The following is a 24,932-nucleotide window of genomic DNA, read 5'->3' on the forward strand; positions in this document are numbered from 1 at the left end:
CCTCCCTCCGCAGTCCCTTCGCTCGGCCTCCTGAAGTCGCAATCGGCGGCGCCTGAACTATCGCGCGCTTAGAAGCAAAAGCCGAAGCAAGAGCAAGAGCAAGAGCAAAGCAGTTCGCTGTGCTAGCGCGGCTTCAAGTCCAACCGGCGCAGATGGCAGGTCACTTCCTCGCGGTCGTGATACAGCTGCTTGCAAGCAATCGACACCTTGATCTTGCGCGCCTTGAAGGTCGCCTCCATGCGGTCGAGCAGCCGGCGTACTTCGGCATAGCGCTGTTTCATCGGCAGCTTCAGGTTGACCACAGCTTCACGACACAACCCCTCGCCCAGCCAGGTCTCGATCAGCGAGGTGGTACGCGCCGGTTTCTCGACAATGTCGCACACCATCCAGTCCACCGGCTGCTTCGGTTGCCAGGTGAAACCATCGGCCATCAGGTGCTGAACCAACCCGGTGTCCATCAGGCTTTCGGCCATCGGCCCGTTGTCGATGGCGGTCACCAGCATGCCCCGGCGCACCAGCTGGTAGGTCCAGCCACCCGGCGAGGCCCCCAGGTCGACACCGGTCATGTCATCGCCCAGGCGCTGCTCCCACTGCTCGCGCGGGATGAACTGGTGCCAGGCCTCTTCCAGCTTGAGCGTCGAGCGGCTGGGTGCCTCGCGGGGGAATTTCAGGCGCGGGATGCCCATGGGCCACAGCGCACTGTTGTTGGCCGGGGCAACACCGGCAAATACCCGGCGGCCGCTGATGAAGGTGAGCAGCAGGCGTGGGCGGCTGGGGTCGTCGACCAGGCGGCCGGCCTTTTCCAAAGCCTTGCGCAGCGGCACCTCGAACTTGCGGCAGAAGGTGGACAGTTCCTTGCCTTCGTTGCTGTCCAGCACCTCCAGCCACAGGCTGCCAAACACCGGGAACCCGGCCAGGTGCGCCAGCAGCACACTGATGCGGTCGCTTTCCGGCAGTTCGACATAACCGCCACGGGCCCACTGCCGCGGGAAAATCAGCTGGTTGAAGCGCAGTTCCCCCATCAACCGCTCGGCACCGCCCTCCTCGCTACAGACAAACTCGGCACTGGCACTTTGCGGCTTGCCTTTGGCATAGCCGGCAACACCCAGGCGGGCGGCATGTTCGCTGATTTCGGCGCACACCTCACCCTCGAAACCGGGCCGGCAATGCATGAACAGGGTATTCATCTCTCACTCCACTACGGCTGGCGCGCCACAGGCGCCGGCAGGGCGGCGATGATAAAGGAAGATCGGAACCTGCGACACGCCCCGCCGGTCCAGAAAAGGGTCAGGTGGCGCAAAGCGGTCTAACCTGACCTTTCAGCCAGGTCCGTGCCGTGCGGATCGATACAGAGCGGTGCCACCGGCAGATCTTGCCAGGCACCGGCGCAGAAGGAGTTGGCAATGCCCTCGCTCGATAGCCTGAATACCCTCAAATCCCTACAGGTCGGCGACAAGACCTACCACTACTTCAGCCTCACCGAAGCCGCCCGCCAACTGGGCGACCTGCAGCGCCTGCCCATGTCGCTGAAGGTGCTGCTGGAAAACCTGCTGCGCTGGGAAGACGGCAAGACCGTCACCGGCGACGACCTGCGCGCCCTCGCCCAATGGCTGGGCGAGCGACGCTCCGACCGCGAGATCCAGTACCGCCCGGCGCGGGTGCTGATGCAGGACTTCACCGGTGTGCCGGCCGTGGTCGACCTGGCCGCCATGCGCGCAGCCATGGCCAAGGCCGGCGGCGACCCGCAGCGGATCAACCCGCTGTCACCCGTGGACCTGGTGATCGACCATTCGGTGATGGTCGATCGCTACGGCACGCCGCAGGCCTTCAGCGAGAACGTCGACATCGAAATGCAGCGCAACGGCGAGCGCTATGCCTTCCTGCGCTGGGGCCAGAGCGCCTTCGACAACTTCCGCGTGGTACCGCCGGGCACCGGCATCTGCCACCAGGTCAACCTCGAATACCTCGGCCGCACCGTCTGGACCCGTGAGGCCGATGGCCGCACCTACGCCTTCCCCGACACCCTGGTCGGTACCGATTCGCATACCACCATGATCAACGGCCTGGGCGTGCTCGGCTGGGGCGTGGGCGGCATCGAAGCGGAGGCGGCGATGCTCGGCCAGCCGGTGTCGATGCTGATCCCCGAAGTGATCGGCTTCAAGCTGACCGGCAAGCTGCGCGAAGGCATCACCGCCACCGACCTGGTGCTGACGGTGACGCAGATGCTGCGCAAGAAGGGCGTGGTGGGCAAGTTCGTCGAGTTTTATGGTGATGGCCTGGCCGAGCTGCCCTTGGCCGACCGTGCGACCATCGCCAACATGGCCCCGGAATACGGCGCCACCTGCGGCTTCTTCCCGGTCGACCAGGTGACCCTGGACTACCTGCGCCTGTCCGGCCGCCCCGAGGCGACCGTGCAACTGGTCGAGCAGTACTGCAAAGCCCAGGGCCTGTGGCGGCAGCCCGGCCAGGAGCCACTGTTCAGCGACAGCCTGGCGCTGGACATGCACGAGGTCGAGGCCAGCCTGGCAGGGCCCAAGAGGCCGCAGGACCGGGTAGCCCTGGGCCAGGTCAGCCAGGCCTTCGACCACTTCATCGAACTGCAACCCAAGCCGCTGGCCAAAGAGGTCAGCCGCCTGGAAAGCGAAGGTGGCGGCGGCGTGGCGGTGGGCAACGCCGACCAGGCGGGGGAGATCGACTACAGCCATCAAGGCCAGACCCACACACTGCGCGATGGCGCCGTGGTGATTGCCGCGATCACCTCGTGTACCAACACCTCCAACCCCAGCGTGATGATGGCCGCCGGGCTGGTGGCGAAAAAGGCCCTGGAAAAAGGCCTGCAACGCAAACCCTGGGTCAAGAGCTCGCTGGCGCCGGGTTCCAAGGTGGTCACCGACTACTTCAAGGCCGCCGGGCTCACCACCTATCTGGACCAATTGGGGTTCGATCTGGTCGGCTATGGCTGCACCACCTGCATCGGCAACTCCGGCCCGCTGGATGAAGCGATCGAAAAAGCCATCGGCAGCGCCGACCTCACGGTGGCTTCGGTGTTGTCGGGCAACCGCAACTTCGAAGGCCGCGTGCACCCGCTGGTCAAGACCAACTGGCTGGCCTCGCCGCCGCTGGTGGTGGCCTATGCCCTGGCCGGCAGCGTGCGCCTGGACCTGACCTGCGACCCGCTGGGCACCGGCAAGGATGGCCAGCCGGTGTACCTGCGCGATATCTGGCCCAGCCAGCAGGAAATCGCCGCTGCCGTGGCCAAGGTCGACACGGCGATGTTCCACAAGGAGTACGCCGAGGTGTTCGCCGGCGATGCACAGTGGCAGGCCATCGAGGTACCGCAGGCGGCCACCTACGTGTGGCAGGCCGACTCCACCTATATCCAGCATCCGCCGTTCTTCGACGACATCGGCGGGCCGCCCCCGCAGATCACCGACATCCAGGGTGCGCGGATCCTGGCGCTGCTGGGTGACTCGGTGACCACCGACCATATTTCCCCGGCCGGCAACATCAAGGCCGACAGCCCGGCCGGGCGCTACCTGCGTGAGCAGGGCGTGGAGCCCCGCGACTTCAACTCCTACGGCTCGCGGCGTGGCAACCATGAAGTGATGATGCGCGGCACCTTCGCCAACATCCGCATCCGCAACGAAATGCTGGCGGGCGAAGAAGGTGGCAACACCCTGCACGTGCCCAGTGGCGAGAAGCTGTCGATCTACGACGCGGCCATGCGCTACCAGCAGGAAGGCACTCCGCTGGTGGTGATCGCCGGCCAGGAATACGGCACCGGCTCGAGCCGCGACTGGGCCGCCAAGGGCACCAACCTGCTGGGGGTCAAAGCGGTACTGGCGGAAAGCTTCGAGCGCATTCACCGCTCCAACCTGGTAGGCATGGGCGTACTGCCGCTGCAGTTCAAGGCCGGGCACAACCGCAAGCAACTGGGGCTGACCGGCAAGGAGAAGATCGATGTGCTTGGCTTGAACGGCGCACAGATCTGCCCGGGCATGAGCCTGCCGTTGCGCATCACCCGCGAGGATGGGCAGCAGGAGCAGATCGAGGTGCTGTGCCGGATCGATACCGTGAATGAGGTGGAGTACTTCAAGGCGGGGGGGATATTGCATTACGTGTTGCGCCAGCTGATTGCGGGTTGAGGCGGGTATGCTTGGGGCTGCTGTGCACGCCGATCGCCTGTAGGAGCGGCCTTGTGTCGCGATGGGGCGCGCAGCGGCCCCGCTCGTTAGCGGCGGCGAAGCTGAAATCTGGGGCCGCTATGCGGCCCATCGCGACACAAGGCCGCTCCTACAGACGACGCGTAGCGGCCCGTTTCCGTTTACCCGAAAAGGACCACTCGTGCCTCGCTTCCACCTGATCGCACTTTCACTCCTGGCACTCGGCTACACCCTCGCCCTGAGCCAGGGCAACCTCGGCATCACCACCCTGCCCACCTTTCTCGCCCTGCTTGCCAGCGCCCTGCTCGCTCGCCGCCCCCAGCGCTGGCAACAAGCCCTCGGCCACACGTTGTTCATCCTCCTGGCCATCGCCCTGGCATTGCACTGGCTGCCCGGCTTCAACGCTGCCAAGGTCATCGACGGCGTTGTCCTCAGCCCCGGCGCCCTGCCCTTCACGATGTACCTGAACCTGGACAAACCGCTGATCGGCGCCTGGCTGCTGCTGGCCTGCCCTTGGCTGTTCCTGTGGCGCAGCCAGGGCATGGCGACCAGCCTGCTGTACGCCCTGCCCCTGACCCTGCTCGCCTGCCTGGGCGGCGCCTGGGCACTGGGCATGCTGGCCTGGGCCCCGAAATGGCCCGACCAGGCCTGGCTCTGGCTGCTGAACAACCTGCTGCTGGTAAGCCTGACCGAAGAACTGTTGTTCCGCGGTTACATCCAGGCCGGCCTGCAACGGCTACTGCGCCACCAAGGGTTGGCATTGTTCGCCGCCGCCTTGCTGTTCGGCCTGGCCCACCTGGGGGCCGGCTGGCAATGGGTGTACCTGGCCACCCTTGCCGGTATCGGCTACGGCCTGGCGTACCGCTGGGGCGGCGTGGCGGCGGCGGTGCTCTGCCATTTCGGCCTGAACCTGGTGCACTTCACCCTGTTCAGCTATCCGATGCTGGCTCTTGGCTAGCTAATCGGTCATCATTCGACTTATACGTCATGAAACAGCAGTAAAAACGCAATAATGACGCCAACTTGCTTGAACGTGCTCGCTGGCTAACCCAGATCAAGTGATGGCTTATTGCCACAGATCAAGCACATTAATTATTCATTCAATAAAACCAGCGGCTTGCCGATACCTGTCGAAAGCCCTGCGGACTATCAACCCATGCGTAACAACCAGCCGATTACCCAGAGAGAACGGACTTTCCCTGCCCAGCAGCGGTTGATCTCCACCACCAATGCCAAAGGTGTGATCACTTACTGCAACGATGCCTTCATCGAGATCAGTGGTTTCACCCGCGAAGAGCTGACCGGTGCGCCGCACAACCTGGTGCGCCACCCCGACGTGCCGCCAGCGGTGTTTGCCCACATGTGGCAAACCCTCAAGCAGGGCCAGCCGTGGATGGGTATCGTCAAGAACCGCTGCAAGTCCGGTGACCACTACTGGGTCAACGCCTATGTCACGCCGATCTTCGACAACAACCAGGTGGTGGGCTTCGAGTCGGTACGGGTCAAGCCTACCGCCGAGCAGGTCCGCCGCGCCGAGGCGCTGTACCAGCGCATCAACCAGGGCAAGCCGCCGGTACCACGCCGGGACAAGTGGCTGCCGGTGCTGCAGGACTGGTTGCCGTTCATCCTGATCAGCCAGGTGGGCTTCCTGATCGGCAACTGGCTGGGCCATTCCTGGGGCTTCGCCCTGGCTGCCGGGCTTTCCGTACCGCTGGGCCTGCTGGGCCTGAGCTGGCAGCAGCGCGGCCTCAAGCGCCTGCTGCGCCTGGCCGAACAGACCACTTCCGACCCGCTGATCGCGCAGATGTACACCGACAGCCGTGGCGTGCAGGCGCGCCTGGAAATGGCCATGCTCAGCCAGGACGCGCGCATGAAAACCTGCCTGACCCGCCTGCAGGACAGCGCCGAACACCTCAGCGAACAGGCGCGCCAGTCCGACGAGCTGGCGCACAAGAGTTCTTCGGGCCTGGAACGCCAGCGGGTGGAGACCGAGCAGGTTGCCGCTGCGGTCAACCAGATGGCCGCCACCACCCAGGAAGTGGCCAACCACGTGCAGCGCACCGCCGATGCCACCCAGGAAGCCAACCGCCTGACCAGCCAGGGCCGGCAGATTGCCGGTGAAACCCGCGAGGCCATCGAGCGCCTGTCGGCGGCGGTGGGCGAGACCGGCCAGACGGTGACGCAACTGGCCAAGGACAGCGACGAGATTGGTGGCGTGGTCGATGTGATCAAGGGCATCGCCGACCAGACCAACCTGCTGGCGCTGAACGCGGCCATCGAAGCGGCACGTGCCGGTGAAATGGGCCGAGGCTTTGCCGTGGTGGCCGACGAGGTACGCCAGCTGGCCCAGCGCACCGCCGAATCCACCGGGCAGATCCACGGCCTGATCGCCAAGCTGCAACAAACCGCCAGCAATGCCGTGCTGACCATGGAAACCGGCCATCGCCAAGCGCAGGAAGGCGTCGACCGTGTGATGCAGGCCGACGAGGCGCTGGTGGGCATCAGTGAAGCGGTAGCCAACATTACCGACATGGCCACCCAGATTGCTGCGGCGACCGAGGAGCAGACTGCAGTGGCTGACGAGATCAGCCGCAACATCAGCACCATCGCCGACCTGGCCGACCAGACTGCCGAACAGGCCCAGCACTCGGCGCTGCTCAGCGAAGAGCTGACCAGCACGGCGGGCACCCAGTACTCGCTGGTGGAGCGGTTCAACCGCTAGGGCCCTGTAGGAGCGGCCTTGTGTCGCGATGGGCCGCGAAGCGGCCCCAGGAGTTCAGCGGTGATGCAAAAAATGCCGGGGCCGCTTCGCGGCCCATCGCGACACAAGGCCGCTCCTACAACGACCCCGTCCAGACTACCAATCCAGCTGCAAGCAGCTCTCGAAGTAGCGCTCTTCCCCGCTCAGCGGGTCTGCAAAGCGCAGGCTCTGCGCCAGCAACTTCAGTGGCCGCTGGTAGTCATCCTCTTCGTTGACCAACTGCGGATAGAACGGGTCATTGCAGATCCCCGCCCCCAATGCCGCCATGTGCACACGCAACTGATGGGTCTTGCCAGTCACCGGCGACAGCCCGTAACGCCACAGCTCGCCATTCTTCTCCAGCACTTCGGCCAGGGTTTCGCTGTTGGCCTCCCCCTCTACCTCATGCATGCGGAAAAACGGCTCGCCATGAACCAGGCGGCTTTTGTGCACCAGCGGGAAATCGTGCTGCGGCATGGCCGCGGCAATGGCCTGGTAGCGCTTGTCGATACGTCGTTCGGGGAACAGCCGCTGGTAGGCACTGCGGCTCTGCGGGTTGGCGGAAAACAGCACAAGCCCGGCGGTATGCCGGTCGATACGGTGCAACGGCACCAGATGCGGGTTGCCCAGGCGGCGGATGAGGCGGCGCAGCAAGGTCTGTTCGACGTATTCGCCAGTCGGCGTCACTGGCAGGAAATGCGGCTTGTCGGCTACCACCAGGTGCTCATCCACATGCAGTACGGTCTCCTGCACCGGGATCGGCCGCTCGTTCGGCACCTCACGGAAGTAGTGCAAACGCATACCGCGCTTGTAAGGCAGTTCGGCAGAAACCGCCCGCCCCTCGGCATCCAGCACCCGGCCCCGGGCAAAGCGGTCGAGCCACTGGGCGCGGTCGATGGCCTTGAAATGGTCACACAGGCAGTCGAGCACCGTCGCCCAATTACCGGGGGGCAGGCACACCGTGCTGGCTTGCTGGCGGGCGGGGTCGAAAGGCGTGGTCATGGCAGGGCTCGAAACGTTCACGGCCGCGCATTATCCCCCAAGCCCGCGCCCTCAACCAGCCTGGGCAATGGCCTCGCAGCGCTCCTTTAGCCAGCGCAACACCTGCACCGGCTCCCAGCGCCCAGGGTCGTAGAGGGCATACAGCAACCCCTGGTACCCCACCACGTCCAGCCCACGGTGGTAGCCGGCACGCTGGAACAGGGCCTCGATCTCGGCGAAGCAGGTATTGAAGTGGACCTTGCCGAACGGCGTACGGTCGTCGGTCACCAGGCCTTCGAGGCGCAGTTCCAGAACAGCGTCGGCCACCCGCTCGACGGGCATGCGGTTGACGCTGTACTTGAGTTGCTCGACATTGAGCATGGCTTCACCTCGACACTGTATTTATATACAGCATACGAACATCCCCTTGCCGCCGTCAATGCGCTTCATTGCAGCCCCGGCAGATAGCCGGTGCCTTTGCGGATGGTCAGCACCTGGCGCCGGGGGTCGCTACGCGACACGGCCAGGTGCACCCAGTTATCGAATTCGAGGATCAGCTGGTCGAAGGGGATGGCGCTTTCGCTGATCCGGCGCACCACCTCGCGCGGGCTGACTTCAATCACCGTGAAGTCAGCCGCCAGCCCCTGCAGATGCTTGCTCGCCAGCGCCCCGCCAATGCGCTGGTTGACTGCGGGGCTGCGATAGCCGCTGCTGACGATGACCGGTGCACCGAACAACGCGCGCACCTGCTCCAGTGCATTGCACAGCAACTGCAGGTTGGCACGCGCTTCGGCTGGAGGATTGTTGTCGAGCCCTTCCCTGGCGGCGAGCTGAGAAACGGTCATTTCATCGAGGGTGAAATGGGGGGAAATGAGCATGGCTGGGTTCCTGATGACAGCTGAAGGATGCCGGCCTCAACGTGCCGGCAGCGGATCATCACAACGCAGCACGCCGCATGGAGCAGGGACAGACCTCCCCTTGCGCGATTACTGCGCGAGAAACGCCACCACCTGTTCGGCATCGAACGGCCAGTGCAGCTCGGCGCCATTGTCACAGCGGCGCAGCACCGGAATGATCAGGCCATAGCGTTCGAACAGGGCTTCGTTCTCGGCAATGTCGACCAGTTCTACCAGCAGGCCATGGTCGACAAAGGGCATCAGCACGGCCTCGGCCACTTCACACAGGTGGCAGCCGAGGGTGCCGAACAGTTGGCATTCAGGCAGCATGGGGGCAAGTCCGCTTTGGCAGGGAGAAACCTATTCTAGGTCTGTCCTGCCGTCCGTGCACCTGACCTGGCTCAATCCTGGCTGGTGGCGCCGATACGGTGCAGCGACAGGTCCGCGCCCTGGAACTCCTGCTCATGGCTCAAGCGCAGCCCGTGCAGCGCGCGGATTGCACCATACACGGCAAAACCGCCGGCCAATGCCACCACCACGCCCATCAGGCTGCCCAGCAACTGGCTGACCAGGCTGACAGCGCCCATGCCACCCAGCACCTCCTGGCCGAAGATGCCGCAGGCCATGCCACCCCAGACACCGCACAGGCCATGCAACGGCCACACCCCCAGCACATCGTCGATCTTCCAGCGGTTCTGCGCCGCGGTGAAGGTCCAGACGAACAGCGCACCCGCCACCAAGCCGGTGGCCAGCGCACCAATCGGGTGCATCAGGTCGGAACCGGCACAAACCGCTACCAGCCCGGCCAGCGGCCCGTTATGCAGGAAGCCCGGGTCGTTACGCCCGGCCAGCAAGGCCGACAGGGTGCCACCGACCATGGCCATCAGCGAGTTGATCGCCACCAGGCCGCTGACACCCTGCAAGGTCTGGGCACTCATGACGTTGAAGCCGAACCAGCCGATGATCAGGATCCACGACCCCAATGCCAGGAAGGGAATGCTCGACGGCGCAAACGCCACTAGCCGGCCATCGCGGTAGCGCCCGCGGCGTGCGCCCAGCAGCAGCACCGCCGCCAGCGCCAGCCAACCACCCATGGCATGCACCACCACCGAGCCGGCAAAGTCATGGAACGGCGCGCCGAAGCGTGCCTGCAACCAGGCCTGAACGCCCAGGTTGCCGTTCCACACCACGCCCTCGAAGAACGGGTAGATGAACGCCACGATCAACGCCGTGGCACACAGTTGCGGCACGAAGCGCGCCCGCTCGGCGATGCCCCCGGAGATGATCGCCGGGATCGCCGCTGCAAAGGTCAGCAGGAAGAAGCACTTGACCAGCGCATAGCCATGGTCGGCCGCCAGCGCCGCCGCTGGCTGGAAGAAGTTGACCCCGTAGGCGATCCAGTAGCCGATGAAGAAGTACACCAATGCCGAGATAGCGAAGTCGCTGAGAATTTTCGACAAGGCGTTGACCTGGTTCTTGTGGCGCACCGTGCCCACTTCGAGAAACGCGAAGCCGGCGTGCATGGCCAGCACCAGAATGGCGCCCATGAGAATGAACAGGGTGTTGGAACCATGGACCAGGGAGTCCATCGCGCTGTGCATGTTTTCCATGAAATAGGCAGACCTGCTGAAAAAGGCACCAGGACAGTTCAAGAACCTGCATCCCTGCACCGAATCGGTGCCAGCCCCCTGCCCTGTTTCGGTGAGCCGGGCGGAGCCTGCGTGGTTTTTTCTTGGGTTTGTCGTGGATTGGGTTAAGGTTTATCGGTATCCGCTGCGCTGGCGCCCCTAATCGGCGCAATACCTGCCTGGGGCGCCCCGCAACGTGGCAAAGCCTTAGCAAGGCCCATACCAGCGCCGGCACTTGAACCTTCCGCGCGTGCTATCACTCGAACTACCAACACTCATCGACAGGGAGACACCCATGGCCAGCAAATCGGCAAAGACTGCACAAGAGATATTGATGGCTGACTTCCAGGCATTGGTCCGTGACACCGAGAAGCTGCTGGCCGACACCGCCAACCTGGCCGGCGACCAGGCTGACGAGTTGCGTGAACAGATCCACGACCGCCTGGCCCAGGCCCGCGAAAGCCTGCAGCTGACCCAGGACTCGGTGCGCGAGCGCGGCCAGGCAGCACTGGGCAGTGCCGAACAGTACGTGCAGGAAAAACCATGGCAGGCGATCGGCATTGCCGCTGGCGTCGGCCTGTTGATCGGCCTGCTGGCCAACCGGCGCTAAGGGGTTCCCATGGAGAACGACGCCAACGGCGCCAGCGCCTCGGGCAGGCGCCTGGGCGCGGCTGCCCTGGGGCTGCTGCACAGCCATATCGAACTGTTTGGCATCGAGTTGCAGGAGCAGAAGGGCCGCACCTTGAGCCTGCTGCTGTTCGCCGGCCTGGCCCTGGTATTCGCCCTGCTGCTGCTGACGGCGCTGTCCGGGCTGTTGCTGGTATTGCTGTGGGACAGCTATCGCCTGGCCGGCATCATCGGCCTGTGCGTGTTCTACGGCATCGCCGCGCTGTATTGCGGCCTGCGCCTGAAGGCAGCGGTGTTCGACGAGTCGTCGCCCTTCGGCGCCACCCTCGAGGAACTTGCCAAGGACCGGGAGCGCCTGTTGCCATGAGCCTGCCAGAACTGCCAAACACCCGAAACCCGCGGGAACTGCGCAAGGCGCTGCTGCGCCTGCGCATGGAAATGCACCGCCAGGAAATCCGCCACGAGTCCGCACAGTTGCTTGAGCCGCTGCGCCGCGTGCGCGGCATGGGCAGCTCGCTGCACGACGGGCTGGGCATCAAGCATGCGCCGCTGTGGGGGATTGGCGCCGTGGTGGCGCTGGGTTTCCTCACCGGCAAGGGCGTGCGCAGCGGCAACCTGGCGCGGCTGTTGCGCCTGGGCACCAGCCTGCTGCCGCTGCTGCGCCTGTACCTGCAAGGCAGCCGCCGCCCCTAACCATCGCGGTCCCTGTAGGAGCGGCCTTGTGTCGCGACAGGGCTGCATAGCAGCCCCGACAATTTGTGCACTATTGCTGAAATCCTGGGGCCGCGTTGCGGCCCTTTCGCGACACAAGGCCGCTCCTACAGGATATGCTGCTGCCTTCGACCTACAGGAGACCGCGCCTTGGACTGGCACACCCTGCTCACCCGCGAACGCCTGGGCAAAGCCCTGTACAGCGCCGATGAACTCGGGCGCAGCCCCTTCCACAAGGACCACGACCGCATCATCTTCTCCGGTGCCTTCCGCCGCCTAGGGCGCAAGACCCAGGTGCACCCGGTTTCCAGCAACGACCATATCCACACACGCCTGACCCACTCGCTGGAAGTCAGCTGCGTCGGCCGCTCGCTGGGCATGCGCGTCGGCGAAACCCTGCGCGACAGCCTGCCGGACTGGTGCGCCCCCAGCGACCTGGGGATGATCGTGCAGTCGGCCTGCCTGGCCCATGACATCGGCAACCCACCGTTCGGCCACTCTGGCGAAGACGCCATCCGCCACTGGTTCCAGCAGGCCGCCGGGCGTGGCTGGCTGGACGACATGAGCGACGACGAGCGCGCCGACTTCCTCAACTTCGAAGGCAACGCCCAAGGCTTTCGCGTACTCACCCAGCTGGAGTACCACCAGTTCGACGGCGGTACCCGGCTGACCTATGCCACCCTCGGCACTTACCTGAAGTACCCGTGGAGCGCACGCCACGCCGACGCCCTGGGCTACAAGAAGCACAAGTTCGGCAGTTACCAGAGCGAACTGCCGCTGCTCGAACAGATCGCCCGCAAGCTCGGCCTGCCGCAACTGGAACATCAGCGCTGGGCGCGCCACCCGCTGGTCTACCTGATGGAGGCTGCGGATGACATCTGCTACGCGCTGATCGACCTGGAAGACGGCCTGGAAATGGAGTTGCTGCAGTACGCGGAAGTCGAAGCGCTGCTGCTCGACCTGGTCGGCGATGACCTGCCGGAAACCTACCGTCAGCTCGGCCCAGGCGACTCCCGGCGGCGCAAGCTGGCGATCCTGCGCGGCAAGGCCATCGAGCACCTGACCAACGCTGCCGCCCGCGCCTTCGTCGAGCAGCAGCAAGCCTTGCTGGCCGGCCAGCTGGCGGGCGACCTGGTCGAACACATGCATGGCCCGGCCAAGCGCTGCGTGCTGCAGGCCAAGGACATGGCACGCAACAAGATCTTCCAGGACAAGCGCAAGACCCTGCACGAGATCGGCGCCTACACCACGCTGGAGATTCTGCTGAACACCTTCTGCGGCGCCGCCCTCGAACAGCACGGCGGACGCACGCCGTCGTTCAAGAGCCGCCGGGTACTGGACCTGATCGGCAACAATGCCCCCGATCCACACGGCTCGCTGCACAGCGCCTTCCTGCGCATGATCGACTTCATCGCCGGGATGACCGACAGCTATGCCAGCGAAATGGCCCGGGAAATGACCGGGCGCTCCAGCCCGACCTGAGCACTGCCGGTGCAGCCCGGGCATCGCCCGGAGCTGCACCGTGTATTGTGGGAAACTTCCTACATATATTGGCAGCAAGTTAAACAGCACGAATAAAAACAAATGAAAAGTTACCAATCACGCTTTGACATCGAGTTAAACGCGCCTGCCTCGTAGCCCGTTTTGTTTTATCTTGTAAGCCATTTCCCATATAGGGCTAATAGCCCTTCCTCGCATGCCCGATGACTTCCAACTGCGATATGGTGCCGCCTGTCACCCTCAATAGCCCGCAGGGAAGTTGAACATGCATTCCATATTTATCGTCGACGACCACCCCGTCATCCGCCTGGCCGTTCGTATGTTGCTGGAAAACCAGAATTACAAAGTTGTCGGCGAGTCGGACAACGGCGTGGACGCCATGCAGATGATTCGCGAAACCGCCCCCGACCTGGTCATTCTCGACATCAGCATCCCCAAGCTAGACGGGCTGGAGGTGCTTGCCCGCTTCCAGGCCATGGCCCTGCCCCTGAAGGTGCTGGTACTGACCGCGCAGTCTCCCGCATTGTTTGCCGTACGCTGCATGCACTCCGGTGCTGCAGGCTACGTGTGCAAGCAGGAAGACCTGAGCGAACTGCTCAGTGCAATCAAGGCCGTGCTGGCCGGTTACAACTACTTCCCCAGCCAGGCAATCAAGCATGACCAGGCGGTAGATGCCGACTTGCAACTTTTCCGCCAGGTGAATGACCGCGAACTGATGGTGCTGCAACTCTTCGCCCAAGGCCGCAGCAACAAGGAAATTGCCAAGGGCATGTTTCTCAGCAGCAAGACCGTCAGTACCTACAAGAAGCGCCTAATGCACAAACTTCAGGTCAATACGCTGGTCGACCTGATCGAAATGGCCAAACGCAACGCGCTGGTCTGAGGGTAGTCATGGTGCGCCTTATCGTTCGCCTGCTGCTCACCCTGCTTCTGTTCAGCGGCGTGGCACAGGCTACCCATCACGAGGCCTCGTCCTATGCCTTGCTGGCACGCTCATCGGCCAGGCCGGCACTGCCTGCCCTCACCAGCGAACAACGTCAATGGCTCGAAGGCCGTCAGGAACTGGTGCTGGGTACCTCGGCACCGGACTACCCGCCGTTCGACATCACCAGTGGGGGTCGCGACTACCAGGGCCTAACTGCCGAGTACGCGAGCCTGATCGGCAAGGCCCTGCAGTTGCCTGTGCGGGTGCTGCGCTTTTCCAGCCGGCAAGCGGCGGTGGAGGCGCTCCGGCAGGGCGACATCGACCTGCTTGGCAGCGCCAATGGCTACGAAGCGGCCAGCGATGACCTAGCCCTGTCGCACCCCTATGCCATCGACCAACCAGTGCTGGTAACGCGCGAGGACGAAAGCCGGGCGCTGGACATGGGCCTGGCGGGCATGCGCCTGGGCATGCTCTACCACTATCTGCCCCGGCAGGAGGTGAAAAGCGCCTACCCCAAGGCCGAGCTGCTGGCCTTCGGCTCGTCCAGCCAGGCCCTGAGTGCCGTGGCGTTCGGCCAGGCCGACGTATTCATCGGCGATACCATTTCCACCCACTACCAGCTCAATCGCGGCCACCTGCCGCGCCTGCGCATGGCCAGTTTCGGCAAGCACGAAGCCATCGGCTTCGGTTTTGCCCTGCGCCACGAGGACAGGGTGCTGATGGAGATGGTGAACGCCACCCTGGACGGACAGACCTTGGCCATACGCGCCAGTATCTTCAAGCGCTGGAGCGCCGGTAGCGACCTGCTGCTGACCGACCGCAGGCTGCAACTGACCGACGCAGAAGAACAATGGCTGCAGGATCACCCGGTGATGCGCGTGGCGATCGACGAGACCGCTGCACCGGTCTCCTATTTCGATGGCTCGGGGCATTTTCGCGGTATCACCGCCGACCTGCTCGAACTCATTCGCCTGCGCACCGGCTTGCGTTTCGAAGTGCAGCGCGCCAGCGGCCTCGCCGACATGATTGCCCGCCTCAAGGATGGCCGCGCCGATGTCATCGCCGCACTGGCTACCGGCGGGGTGAACGAAGACGACCTGCAAATCAGCCGGCCCTACCTGGAAAGCGCCTATGTACTGGTCAGCCGCAAGGACAAAAAGCCCTTCACCTCGCTGGAGCAACTGCAGGGGCATCGCATTGCCATTACCCGCTACAGTGCCATGGACGCCATGCTGTCGCGGCACCATCCGCAAATCGGCTGGGTCGAGACCGAAAGTTCGTTCTATTCCATGGCGTTGCTCAACAGCGGTGCCGTCGATGCGGTGATCACCACCCTGATCGACGCCAACCACGCGCTGGCCGGCAACCCCGAACTGGTCATCCGGGCTACCGTCGGCAGCGAACCCGCCAACTTCGCCATGGCCACCAGTGCCCCGTCACAGGCGCTGGTGTCGATCCTCGACAAGGCGCTGCTGAGCATCTCGCCGGAAGAACTGGGGGTCATCAACAACCGCTGGCGCGGCTTCAGCCTGCACGAGGATGGCAACGACCAGGGCTACCGCCGGCTGGCGATACAGGTGGTACTGGGCACCGCCGTGCTGTTGCTGCTGGCCTTGCTGTGGAATGCCCGCCTGCGCCTGCAGATTCGCCAGCGGCAACGCGCCGAACGGGCGCTGAACGACCAGTTGGCGTTCATGCGCGCCCTGCTCAACGGTACGCCCCACCCCATGTACGTGCGTGATCGCGAGGGCCGCCTGCAAAGCTGCAACTACAGCTATCTGGAAGCCGTGCAGGCCCGCTCCGAAGAGGTCATCGGCAAGAACCTGGAGGGCAGCCTGTTCGCCGATTTCGAGCAGACCCGGCAGATCCACGCCGACTACCTGAAGGTGATGGCCGAAGGCTCGCCACTGATCATGGACCGGCCACTACGGATCCAGGGCCGGGAGATGACCATCTACCACTGGATCCTGCCGTACCGCGACTCACTGGGTGAGGTGCAAGGCATCATCGGTGGCTGGATCGACATCAGCGAGCGCCGCCATCTGGTCATGGAGCTGCGCCAGGCCAAGCAGCAGGCCGACGATGCGAACCGCGCCAAAAGCACGTTCCTGGCCACCATCAGCCACGAAATCCGCACCCCGATGAATGCGGTCATCGGTATGCTCGAACTGGCAGTCAAGCGTGCCGACCAAGGCCGGGTAGACCGTTGCGCGCTGGAGCTGGCCCACCACTCGGCCAAGGACCTGCTGGGCCTGATCGGCGATATCCTCGACATCGTGCGCATCGAGTCGGGGCACTTGTCCCTCGCCCCGGAGGCCGTCGACCTGGCGGCCCTGGTCGAATCGGTGGGGCGCATTTTCGAAGGCCAGGCGCGGCAGAAAGGCCTGGCCCTGGAGGTGATGATCGCACCGGCCGCACGCTGCCATGCCCTGCTCGACCCCTTGCGTTTCAAGCAGGTCCTGTCCAACCTGGTGAGCAACGCCATCAAGTTCACCGAGCATGGCCAGGTGCGCATCTGCGTCGGCCTGGTGGACGACGGCAGCACTACCCCCGCCGTGCTGGAGCTGGAAGTGCGCGACAGTGGCATCGGTATCCACGCCGACGACCTGCAACGCCTGTTCAACCCGTTCATCCAGGCCAACCCGCATAGCCAGAGCGCCCGCGCGGGTACCGGGCTGGGCCTGGCCATCTGTCGCAACCTGTGCGAAATGATGGGCGGCAGCCTGACCATCAAGAGCCTGGAGGATGTCGGCACCCAGGTACGCCTGAAAATGCCGCTGCAGCGGGTTGACGCTGCGGCGCAGCCGGCCCCGCTGATAGAGAACCTCGATGTGCCCGACCCACGGCTGAACGTGCTGGTGATCGACGACCACCCGGCCAACCTGCAACTGATGGCACAGCAGCTTGGCTACCTGGGGCTGGAGCACACCAGCGCCCGCGACGGTCGCGAAGGCCTGGCCACCTGGCGGGCGGGCGACTTCGATGTGCTGGTGCTCGACTGCAACATGCCGCACATGAACGGCTACCAGCTGGCTACCGCCGTGCGTACCGAGGAACGCCATGGCAAGCGGCCGCGCTGCACCATTCTCGGCTACACCGCCAACGCACAGCCGGAGGTACGCCGAAAGTGCCTGAGCGCCGGCATGGACGACTGCCTGCTCAAGCCCATCAGCCTGGGCACGCTCAGCCAGCGCCTGGCCGGCATCCGCCCGCGCCGCCAGCACAAACCGCGGCTCAAGCTGTACCACCTGGACGGCCTGGCCACAGTGGTCGGGCATGACCCGAACGACCGCCAGCGCTTCCTGCAGGCATTGCAGCAGAGCCTGCAGGCCGACCTGGCCACCTTGATGGCATTGCATCCGCAGCACGACAGCGATGCCATTGCCGAACAGGCGCACAAGGTGCTCAGCGCCGCGCGGATGCTGGAAGCCCCCGCGCTGATGAAGGCCTGCGAAGCCCTGGAGGCACGCGGCTTGCCTACCGACCAGTTACGCCTGCGGCGCCAGGCACTGGCGCGGCATATGTGCCGGGTAGAACGTGCCCTGGCCAAGGAACTGGCCACAGGCACCTGCACACAGGCAGGCAGCCAGGCGTGTTAACTGGTAGACTGCGCGGCGTTATTACCTAAGAGGATTGTTTCATGGCCACAAACCGCTCCCGTCGTCTGCGCAAGAAGCTGTGTGTCGACGAGTTTCAGGAATTGGGCTTCGAGCTGAACCTGGAATTCAAGGAAGATCTGGATGACCAGGCAATCGATGCTTTCCTCGACGCGTTCCTGGCAGAAGCCATGGACGCCAACGGCCTGGACTATGTAGGCGGTGACGATTTCGGCCTGGTGTGCTCGGTCAAACGTGGCTCGGTCAGCGAAGAACAGCGTGCAGCCGTTGAAGCCTGGCTCAAAGGCCGTAGCGAACTGACCAAGATCGAAGTCAGCCCGCTGCTGGACGCCTGGTACCCGGAAAAGCCGATCAACAAGGCCGAGTAATACCGGCCCGGCTCGATCGCTGAAAAGGCCACCCCAAGGGGTGGCCTTTTTTATTGGGGGTGCTTTTCCGTCGAACGTGGCGCATCGTCGCTGCGCTTGGGGCATAATGCGTATTCTTTCACCCTGGGGCCATCATCCCTTACAGCCCCAATGCCCTTTTCCCTCGCCGTAGGGTATTTATCGATCATGATCAAAACGCTTCGTCCCCTCGTTCTTGCCGGTCTGCTGTTGCCACTCGCCCTGCCCAGCCAGGCCGCCGCCGTCAACACCACGCTGCCTGCCAAAGTGCAGCAGGCCCTCAAGGCCAACAAGCTGCAGGATTCTGCCCTGTCGCTGGTGATGCTGCCGCTGGACGGCCCCGGCACACCGACCGTGTTCAATGCCGATGTCTCGGTCAACCCGGCCTCGACCATGAAACTGGTCACCACCTACGCCGCCCTCGAACTGCTTGGCCCGACCTTCCAGTGGAAAACCGAGTTCTACACCGATGGCACCCTGAGCAACGGTGTACTCAACGGCAACCTGTACCTCAAAGGTGGCGGCGACCCGAAACTGAACATGGAGAAGCTGTGGCTGCTGATGCGTGACCTGCGCGCCAATGGCGTGCGCACCATCACCGGCGACCTGGTGCTGGACCGCAGCCACTTCGTGCAGCCCAACCTGCCGCAGTTCAACGACGACGGCGGCGATGAGAACAAGCCGTTCCTGGTCAAGCCCGACTCACTGCTGGTCAACCTCAAGGCCCTGCGCTTCGTGGCCCGCAACGATGGCGGCAAGGTCACCATCGCGGTCGAACCGCCGATTGCCAGCATCCGCATCGACAACCAGGTCAAGGCGGTGGCCTCCAAACAGTGCTCGGGTGATGTGCGCTACAACCCGGTGCAGCAGGCCGATGGCATCAGCGTAACGGTCAGCGGCCAGCTGGGTGACGGCTGCAACTCGCAGACCTACCTGTCGCTGCTCGACCACCAAACCTACGCCGCCGGTGCCGTGCGCGCGATCTGGAACGAGCTGGGTGGCAGCATCCAGGGTGGCGACCGCTTCGAGAACGTGCCCAAGGGCGCTCGCCTGCTGGCCCGCGCCTTCTCACCAGACCTGGTGGAAGTGATCCGCGACATCAACAAGTACAGCAACAACACCATGGCCCAGCAGCTGTTCCTGAGCCTTGGCGCGCAGTTCCGCACCGATGCCGACGGTGACGACGCCCGCGCCGCCCAGCGCGTGGTGCGCCAGTGGCTGGCGAAGAAGGGCATTACCGCGCCGCACCTGGTGATGGAAAACGGTTCCGGCCTGTCGCGTGCCGAACGGGTCAGCACCCGGGAGATGGCCGCGATGCTGCAGGCCGCCTGGAAGAGCCCCTATGCCGCCGAGTTCATGAGCTCGATGCCGCTGGTGGGTATGGACGGCACCATGCGCAAGCGCCTGAAGCGTACCGCCATGACCGGCGAAGGGCACATCAAGACCGGCACGCTGAACACCGTGCGGGCAATTGCCGGCTTCAGCCGCGACAGCAACGGCCATACCTGGGCGGTGGCGGCGATCCTCAACGACCCGAAACCGTGGGGCGCCTCGCAGGTGCTCGACCAGGTGCTGCTGGACCTTTACCGTCAGCCGAAACTGGCCGGCAGCACAGCGGCCAACTGATCGTTAGCCGGTACCGGCCTCTTCGCGGCTAAAGCCGCTCCTACACAGTGCAGGGTTCAAGACCTGTGATGTCCCTGTGGGAGCGGCTTTAGCCGCGAAAGGGCCGGCATTGGCAACTGAAAGCTGTCAGGCCAACTCCCCCTCCACCCGGTCCCGCCCGGCCTGCTTGGCCGCATACACGCCTGCATCAGCCCGCAACAGCAAGGCATCGGCCCCTTCCCCCGGTCGCCAGCCCGCCACACCAAAACTCGCGGTCACCCTGCCCACGCCTTCCACCGGCACATTGCGCACTCCTTGCCACAGCTCCAGCGCCAGCAGCCGCGCCTGCTCGGCATCGCTGCCCGGGCACAGCACCATGAATTCCTCGCCGCCCAGCCGGCAGAACACATCGGTACGCCGCAAACGCTGGCCGATACGCAGGCACAGGCTACGCAGCACGCGGTCGCCGACGGCATGGCCGAAATGGTCGTTGATGCGCTTGAAGTGATCGATATCGAGCATGATCACCGCCAGTGCCTGGCCATCGCGCTGGGCCCGTTCCAGTTCGAGCTTGAGCCGCTCCTGGAAGTAACGGCGGTTATGGATGCCGGTCAGCGAGTCGGTCACCGACAGCGCACGCAACTCTTCCTCCACGCCCTTGAGGTCGGAAATGTCGGTCAGGTAGCCATGCCACAAGGTGCAGCCCTGCTCGCCCACCTCCGGTGTCGCCTCGCCACGCACCCAGCGCAGCCCGGCACGCGGCAGGCAGACCCGGTATTCCTCGCGCCAGGGCGACAGGTGTTCGGCCGAGTAACGCACCGAGCGGCGCACGCGCTCTAGGTCATCCGGGTGGATACGCTCGAACACCGCCGTGGCATCCTCGCGCAACTGCTGCAGGTCGACTTCGTAGATGTCGTACAGGCCCATGCTGGCGTACGGAAAGCAGGAATGGCCGTTGCCATCCAGGCGGTACTGGTAGATGCCGCCCGGCACCTCGGCACTGAGCTTTTCCAGAAGGCGGTCACGCGCCGCCAGCGCCTCATGCACCCGCCGCCGTTCAGTGACATCGATGCAGATCGCCAGGTAACCGACCCACAACCCCTGTTCATCGAGCATGGCGGTGACCAGCATGTTGGCCACCAGTTGGCTGCCATCGGCGCGCAACAAGGTCCACTCCCCCGGCTCGGCGCCATGCTCCTGCACCGTTTCGGCGAACATGGCCTGGCCACCTTCAATCGGCCGGCCGTAACGCAGGCTCAAGGCATGGGCACGCAGGCTCAACTCCTCGGGCAGCACCAGGTCCTCCAGGCGCAGTTGGCCGATCGCCTCGCTGGCGGGGTAACCGAGCATGCGCTCGGCGCCGGCGTTGAAGGTGCTGACCACGCCCTTGAGGTTGGTGGCGATGATCGCCACCTGGGTTGCGGCATCCAGCACGCTGCGCAGCTGGTTGTGGGTGCCACGCAGGGATTGCTCGCTGACCCGCAGCTCGGCGGTGCGCTGCTCGACCAGGGCCAAGGCGCGCTGGCGCTGGCTGAACAAGCTGTAGAGCAAGACACTGAGCAGCAGGCTCAACAAGCCGCCCAGCAGGCTCACCGCCAGCACTGCGGATGAACGGTTGGCGCGCACGAAGGCCAGGCTCGGCCGGATACTCAGCTGGAAGTGGTGATCAGCCAGGTGCAACAGCTGGTTGGTGGCCAGCGGCAGGGGTGCGACCGGGTTCTGCGAATCGAACATCACCTCGGGGCCATGCAGCCCGGTGGGGTCGACGATACGCACCACCAGGTTATCGTCTGCCGAAACCGGGCGCCCGTCACTGACCAACTCACGCATGCTCAGCAAGGCCATCACATAGCCCACTGCAGCGCCGCGGGGGTTGGCATCGGAAAACACCGGCGCCACCATCAGCAGGCCACGCGCATCCGAGCTGGTATCGAACATGGGCAGTGGCTCGGACACCGCCATGCTGCCCGGCCCCAGCGCCCGCGCCAGTGCCGCCAGGGGCACTTCCTGGCCGGCGAGGTCCAGCCCATAGGGCAGCCCGGGCAATTCACCCGACTGGGTATAGAGCACCGGGAAGTAATGGTCGCGCTGGGGGGATGGCCGCCACTGGCCTTGCTCATCCTGGTCGCGGATCACATAGCCCGGGCTGGAATGCGCACTGGCCTGGCGCTCGAACTCGGCGCGTTGCGCGGCTTCGACACGCGGCGCCCAGGCGTAGGCCAGGGTCCGCTGCAGCAATGGCCTGGCGTAGCCGTCGAACTCGTGTGGGGTGATTTCGTTGGAAAAGCTGAAAAACCGCCGCAGCCCGTCCAGGCGCTGCTGCTGTTCGTCAAACCGCTCGGCGATACGGCTGAAACGCTCGCTGGCCAGCAGCTCGAAGCGCTGGCGCAGTTGCTGCTTGTAGAAGGTTTGCGTGGCTAACGCCAGGACGGCCGTCAACAGGCCGCCCACGACCAGGGCGACCAGGGCCACCGCCCAGGCGGACACCGCCTCTGTACACAGGCCAAGCAACCGCGCACGCACGCCACCCTTTGACATACACCCATCTCGTCACGTCAGCGTCCTGCGGATTATCTTGCCCTGCCCTCAGTTATAGCTATTGGCCATTAGCCGCGCAATGTACCTCGTCGCCTCAACGAAGCTGCAGACGCCAGGCGCGATGGATACGGTTATTGCGGGCGAAGTCCGGGTCCAGGGTCTGGGCCGTGATTTCCTCCACCGCGTAACGCGCCATCAGGTGCTCGTCCAGCTGGAACTTGCGGAAGTTGTTGGAGAAATACAGCACGCCACCCGGCGCCAGGCGGGCCATGGCCAGGTCCAGCAGCTGCACGTGGTCACGCTGCACGTCGAACACGCCTTCCATGCGCTTGGAGTTGGAGAAGGTCGGCGGGTCGATGAAGATCAGGTCGTAGCTGTCGCGGTTGCCCTCCAGCCAGGCCATCACATCGCCCTGCTCCAGGCGGTTGCGCTCGGAGAAGCCATTGAGCGCCAGGTTGCGCCGCGCCCAGTCCAGGTAGGTTTTCGACAGGTCGACGCTGGTGGTGCTGCGCGCGCCGCCCTTGGCCGCATGCGCGGTAGCCGTGGCGGTGTAGCAGAACAGGTTGAGGAAGCGCTTGCCGGCTGCTTCGCGCTGGATGCGCATGCGCATCGGGCGATGGTCGAGAAACAGGCCGGTGTCGAGGTAGTCGGTGAGGTTGACCAGCAGCTTGACGCCGCCTTCGTTCACTTCCTGGAAGCGGCCTTCGGTTGCCTGGCGCTCGTACTGGCGCGTGCCGCTCTGCCGCTCGCGACGCTTGAGCACCACACGCTGCGGCGAAATGCCCAGGGCCTGCGGGATGGCTGCCAGCGCGTCGAGCAGGCGTGCCTGGGCCTTGTCTGGGTCGACCGAACGTGGCGCGGCGTATTCCTGCACGTGCACCCAATCCTGGTACAGGTCGACCGCCAGGGCGTACTCGGGCATGTCGGCATCGTACAGGCGGTAGCAATCGACCTGCTCGCGGCGGGCCCACTTGCCCAGTTGCCTGAGGTTTTTCTGCAGGCGGTTGGCGAACATCTGCGCCCCTTCCGACAGGCGCGCCGGCTCGCTGGCCGGTGCTGCCTGCTGGCGGCTTTCCGCGCCTTCAGGCTGCGCCTCGCGGCGCTCGCCGGTAACGAACTGGTCGGGCTGCACCTTGAACAGCAGCAGCTTGCACGGCAAGGCGCCGTTCCAGAACGCGTACTGCTTGTGGCTGCGAATGCCCATGCGCTTGCCCAGCTGCGGCGCGCCAGTGAATACCGCCGCCTCCCAGCCCATGCAGGCCTGGCGCAGGCGCTCGCCGAGGTTCTGGTAGAGGTACAGCAGGCTGGCTTCGTCACCCAGGCGCTCGCCATAGGGCGGGTTGCTGATGACCAGGCCTTTCTGGTTCTGGTCCGGGCGCGGCTCGAAGGTGCTGACTTCGCCCTGGTAGATCTTCACCCAGTCGCCCAGGCCGGCACGCTCGACGTTGTTGCGGCCTGGCTGGATCAGCCGCGGGTCGGCCTCGTAGCCACGGATCCACAGTGGTGGCTTGGCCAGGCCGGCCTGTGCCCGCGCCTGCGCCTCGTCATGCACCTTGCGCCACAACGCCGGTACATGGCCGAGCCAGGCACTGAAGCCCCAGCGTTCGCGCTTGAGGTTGGGCGCGATATCGGCGGCGATCATCGCCGCTTCGACCAGGAAGGTACCCACACCGCACATCGGGTCGGCCAGCGCGCCACCTTCGGCGGCAATGCGCGGCCAGCCGGCGCGGATCAGCACCGCCGCCGCCAGGTTTTCTTTCAGCGGCGCGGCACCTTGCTGCAGGCGGTAGCCACGCTGGTGCAGGCTGTGCCCGGAAAGGTCGAGGGAGAGAATGGCTTCGCCACGGTCCAGGCGCAGGTGCACGCGCACATCAGGGTCGATCTTTTCCACCGACGGGCGCAGGCCTTCGCGGTTGCGCAGCTTGTCGACGATCGCGTCCTTGACCTTCAGCGCACCGAAGTGGGTGTTGTCGATGCCCGAGCCATGGCCGCTGAACTCCACCGCGAGGGTGCCATCGGCTGCCAGGTGATCGGCCCAGTCGACCGCGTGCACGCCATCGTAGAGGTCGTCGGCGTTCTTCATGGAGAAGCGCTTGAGTACCAGCAGCACCCGGTTGGCCAGGCGTGACCACAGGCACAGGCGGTAGGCGGTTTCCATGTCGGCGGCGCCGCGAATGGCCGAGGTGTGCTCGCGCACGTCATCCAGGCCGAGGCCCCGCGCCTCTTCGGCAAGCAGGCCTTCCAGGCCTTTGGGGCAGGTGAGGTAAAGTTCGAAACGGTCCGACATGAGTAATCCAGCGCCTTGGGCTATTTGACTGACGGGGCGACGCATCGCCCCGCGATGTTTGCCCGCACACCTTTCCAGCAGGCGTGCGGGTGGCCTTTCCCGGCACGCGAGCGTGCGGTGAAAGGCCGGGCCGCCTGACCGATCTGTGCTTGGCCCTGTGGCAAAGACAGCTTAGATCATCAGGCAGTACGAAAAATTCTGGCGATACCGGGGCCGATGTGACCCTTCGTCGCATTTCAAATTATTACTGTCATCCGCGAGAAACGCTGGCGAAATGACGTCAATGATCGGCAAAGCCTGATCATAGCGGGCTCAACGCTAAACAAGG

At 64.6% G+C, this 24,932-nt stretch carries 19 protein-coding genes; 11 read left to right on the plus strand and 8 right to left on the minus strand.

From position 1 onward, the window contains the following. Positions 1-122: 122 nt before the first annotated feature. On the minus strand, positions 123-1,187 hold the full coding sequence (gene rlmM, locus ABIB24_RS16120; RefSeq protein WP_085589413.1) for a 23S rRNA (cytidine(2498)-2'-O)-methyltransferase RlmM: 1,065 nt from the start codon (positions 1,185-1,187) through the stop codon (positions 123-125). Positions 1,188-1,403: 216 nt separating this feature from the next. On the opposite strand from rlmM, the gene acnA reads away from it, so the two are divergent. From acnA to ABIB24_RS16135, 3 genes are all read left to right on the plus strand, one after another. Beyond that, positions 1,404-4,145, plus strand: coding sequence for an aconitate hydratase AcnA (gene acnA, locus ABIB24_RS16125; protein WP_274079840.1), 2,742 nt, complete (start codon positions 1,404-1,406; stop codon positions 4,143-4,145). A gap of 199 nt (positions 4,146-4,344) precedes the next feature. Then, positions 4,345-5,121 (plus strand): CPBP family intramembrane glutamic endopeptidase, encoded by a 777-nt coding sequence (locus tag ABIB24_RS16130; protein WP_274079841.1) that lies wholly within the window; start codon positions 4,345-4,347, stop codon positions 5,119-5,121. 198 nt (positions 5,122-5,319) lie between these two features. Then, positions 5,320-6,885 carry a methyl-accepting chemotaxis protein gene (locus tag ABIB24_RS16135; protein ID WP_025338303.1) on the plus strand — a complete coding sequence of 522 codons (1,566 nt, stop codon included), beginning with the start codon at positions 5,320-5,322 and terminating at the stop codon, positions 6,883-6,885. A 135-nt stretch (positions 6,886-7,020) separates the two neighbouring features. Here ABIB24_RS16135 and ABIB24_RS16140 read toward each other — a convergent pair whose 3' ends face one another. From ABIB24_RS16140 to ABIB24_RS16160, 5 genes are all read right to left on the minus strand, one after another. Then, the gene (locus ABIB24_RS16140) at positions 7,021-7,905 is read right to left on the minus strand and encodes a pseudouridine synthase (protein WP_025338302.1); all 885 of its coding nucleotides are present in this window, start codon (positions 7,903-7,905) and stop codon (positions 7,021-7,023) included. 51 nt (positions 7,906-7,956) lie between these two features. Continuing rightward, complete coding sequence (locus ABIB24_RS16145) at positions 7,957-8,265, minus strand: hypothetical protein (protein ID WP_004376097.1); 309 nt, start codon at positions 8,263-8,265, stop codon at positions 7,957-7,959. A gap of 65 nt (positions 8,266-8,330) precedes the next feature. Next, positions 8,331-8,762, minus strand: a complete 432-nt coding sequence (locus ABIB24_RS16150) for a D-Ala-D-Ala carboxypeptidase family metallohydrolase (RefSeq protein ID WP_137163332.1) — start codon at positions 8,760-8,762, stop codon at positions 8,331-8,333. A gap of 108 nt (positions 8,763-8,870) precedes the next feature. After that, entirely contained in the window at positions 8,871-9,110 is a 240-nt protein-coding gene (locus ABIB24_RS16155) for a glutaredoxin family protein (RefSeq protein ID WP_063913871.1), read from the minus strand. Between the two features lie 71 nt (positions 9,111-9,181). Beyond that, a complete protein-coding gene (locus ABIB24_RS16160) occupies positions 9,182-10,390 on the minus strand; it encodes an ammonium transporter (RefSeq protein WP_137163331.1) in 1,209 nt (402 codons plus the stop codon). A gap of 313 nt (positions 10,391-10,703) precedes the next feature. Here ABIB24_RS16160 and ABIB24_RS16165 point away from each other — a divergent pair, with 313 nt between their 5' ends. From ABIB24_RS16165 to dacB, 8 genes are all read left to right on the plus strand, one after another. Continuing rightward, the gene (locus ABIB24_RS16165) at positions 10,704-11,018 is read left to right on the plus strand and encodes an ElaB/YgaM/YqjD family protein (RefSeq protein ID WP_025338298.1); all 315 of its coding nucleotides are present in this window, start codon (positions 10,704-10,706) and stop codon (positions 11,016-11,018) included. Between the two features lie 9 nt (positions 11,019-11,027). Further along, entirely contained in the window at positions 11,028-11,402 is a 375-nt protein-coding gene (locus ABIB24_RS16170; protein WP_025338297.1) for a phage holin family protein, read from the plus strand. Beyond that, a complete protein-coding gene (locus tag ABIB24_RS16175; protein ID WP_013971682.1) occupies positions 11,399-11,728 on the plus strand; it encodes a hypothetical protein in 330 nt (109 codons plus the stop codon). Before ABIB24_RS16170 ends, ABIB24_RS16175 begins: the two co-directional genes overlap by 4 nt. A 168-nt stretch (positions 11,729-11,896) precedes the next feature. Further along, on the plus strand, positions 11,897-13,228 hold the full coding sequence (locus tag ABIB24_RS16180; protein ID WP_013971681.1) for a deoxyguanosinetriphosphate triphosphohydrolase: 1,332 nt from the start codon (positions 11,897-11,899) through the stop codon (positions 13,226-13,228). Positions 13,229-13,511: 283 nt separating this feature from the next. Continuing rightward, entirely contained in the window at positions 13,512-14,129 is a 618-nt protein-coding gene (locus ABIB24_RS16185; protein WP_025338296.1) for a response regulator transcription factor, read from the plus strand. An 8-nt stretch (positions 14,130-14,137) separates the two neighbouring features. Further along, positions 14,138-17,770: an ATP-binding protein gene (locus ABIB24_RS16190; RefSeq protein ID WP_274079842.1), complete on the plus strand. Its 3,633-nt coding sequence runs from the start codon at positions 14,138-14,140 to the stop codon at positions 17,768-17,770. 41 nt (positions 17,771-17,811) lie between these two features. Beyond that, the gene (locus tag ABIB24_RS16195; protein WP_004376110.1) at positions 17,812-18,156 is read left to right on the plus strand and encodes a YggL family protein; all 345 of its coding nucleotides are present in this window, start codon (positions 17,812-17,814) and stop codon (positions 18,154-18,156) included. A 186-nt stretch (positions 18,157-18,342) separates the two neighbouring features. Further along, positions 18,343-19,800 carry a D-alanyl-D-alanine carboxypeptidase/D-alanyl-D-alanine endopeptidase gene (gene dacB / locus ABIB24_RS16200; protein ID WP_025338294.1) on the plus strand — a complete coding sequence of 486 codons (1,458 nt, stop codon included), beginning with the start codon at positions 18,343-18,345 and terminating at the stop codon, positions 19,798-19,800. A 126-nt stretch (positions 19,801-19,926) separates the two neighbouring features. Here the strand turns inward: dacB and ABIB24_RS16205 are convergent, their stop codons facing one another. Both ABIB24_RS16205 and rlmKL read right to left on the minus strand, forming a co-directional pair. Further along, positions 19,927-22,317, minus strand: coding sequence for a sensor domain-containing diguanylate cyclase (locus ABIB24_RS16205; RefSeq protein ID WP_274079843.1), 2,391 nt, complete (start codon positions 22,315-22,317; stop codon positions 19,927-19,929). A 94-nt stretch (positions 22,318-22,411) separates the two neighbouring features. Further along, positions 22,412-24,604 carry a bifunctional 23S rRNA (guanine(2069)-N(7))-methyltransferase RlmK/23S rRNA (guanine(2445)-N(2))-methyltransferase RlmL gene (rlmKL, locus tag ABIB24_RS16210; protein WP_085617191.1) on the minus strand — a complete coding sequence of 731 codons (2,193 nt, stop codon included), beginning with the start codon at positions 24,602-24,604 and terminating at the stop codon, positions 22,412-22,414. Positions 24,605-24,932 lie beyond the last annotated feature (328 nt).

Origin of the sequence: Pseudomonas sp. UYEF17, from assembly GCF_040546125.1 — a bacterium.
Lineage (GTDB): Bacteria > Pseudomonadota > Gammaproteobacteria > Pseudomonadales > Pseudomonadaceae > Aquipseudomonas > Aquipseudomonas putida_Z.

Bases quoted from the DNA above. Each gene is read 5' to 3' on its own strand.
- ABIB24_RS16190 (WP_274079842.1), top strand. From the start codon at position 14,138: ATGGTGCGCCTTATCGTTCGCCTGCTGCTCACCCTGCTTCTGTTCAGC.
- rlmM (WP_085589413.1), bottom strand. From the start codon at position 1,187: ATGAATACCCTGTTCATGCATTGCCGGCCCGGTTTCGAGGGTGAGGTG.
- acnA (WP_274079840.1), top strand. From the start codon at position 1,404: ATGCCCTCGCTCGATAGCCTGAATACCCTCAAATCCCTACAGGTCGGC.
- ABIB24_RS16205 (WP_274079843.1), bottom strand. From the start codon at position 22,317: ATGTCAAAGGGTGGCGTGCGTGCGCGGTTGCTTGGCCTGTGTACAGAG.
- ABIB24_RS16145 (WP_004376097.1), bottom strand. From the start codon at position 8,265: ATGCTCAATGTCGAGCAACTCAAGTACAGCGTCAACCGCATGCCCGTC.
- ABIB24_RS16195 (WP_004376110.1), top strand. From the start codon at position 17,812: ATGGCCACAAACCGCTCCCGTCGTCTGCGCAAGAAGCTGTGTGTCGAC.
- dacB (WP_025338294.1), top strand. From the start codon at position 18,343: ATGATCAAAACGCTTCGTCCCCTCGTTCTTGCCGGTCTGCTGTTGCCA.
- ABIB24_RS16175 (WP_013971682.1), top strand. From the start codon at position 11,399: ATGAGCCTGCCAGAACTGCCAAACACCCGAAACCCGCGGGAACTGCGC.
- ABIB24_RS16155 (WP_063913871.1), bottom strand. From the start codon at position 9,110: ATGCTGCCTGAATGCCAACTGTTCGGCACCCTCGGCTGCCACCTGTGT.
- ABIB24_RS16140 (WP_025338302.1), bottom strand. From the start codon at position 7,905: ATGACCACGCCTTTCGACCCCGCCCGCCAGCAAGCCAGCACGGTGTGC.
- ABIB24_RS16170 (WP_025338297.1), top strand. From the start codon at position 11,028: ATGGAGAACGACGCCAACGGCGCCAGCGCCTCGGGCAGGCGCCTGGGC.
- rlmKL (WP_085617191.1), bottom strand. From the start codon at position 24,604: ATGTCGGACCGTTTCGAACTTTACCTCACCTGCCCCAAAGGCCTGGAA.
- ABIB24_RS16135 (WP_025338303.1), top strand. From the start codon at position 5,320: ATGCGTAACAACCAGCCGATTACCCAGAGAGAACGGACTTTCCCTGCC.
- ABIB24_RS16165 (WP_025338298.1), top strand. From the start codon at position 10,704: ATGGCCAGCAAATCGGCAAAGACTGCACAAGAGATATTGATGGCTGAC.
- ABIB24_RS16150 (WP_137163332.1), bottom strand. From the start codon at position 8,762: ATGCTCATTTCCCCCCATTTCACCCTCGATGAAATGACCGTTTCTCAG.
- ABIB24_RS16185 (WP_025338296.1), top strand. From the start codon at position 13,512: ATGCATTCCATATTTATCGTCGACGACCACCCCGTCATCCGCCTGGCC.
- ABIB24_RS16160 (WP_137163331.1), bottom strand. From the start codon at position 10,390: ATGGAAAACATGCACAGCGCGATGGACTCCCTGGTCCATGGTTCCAAC.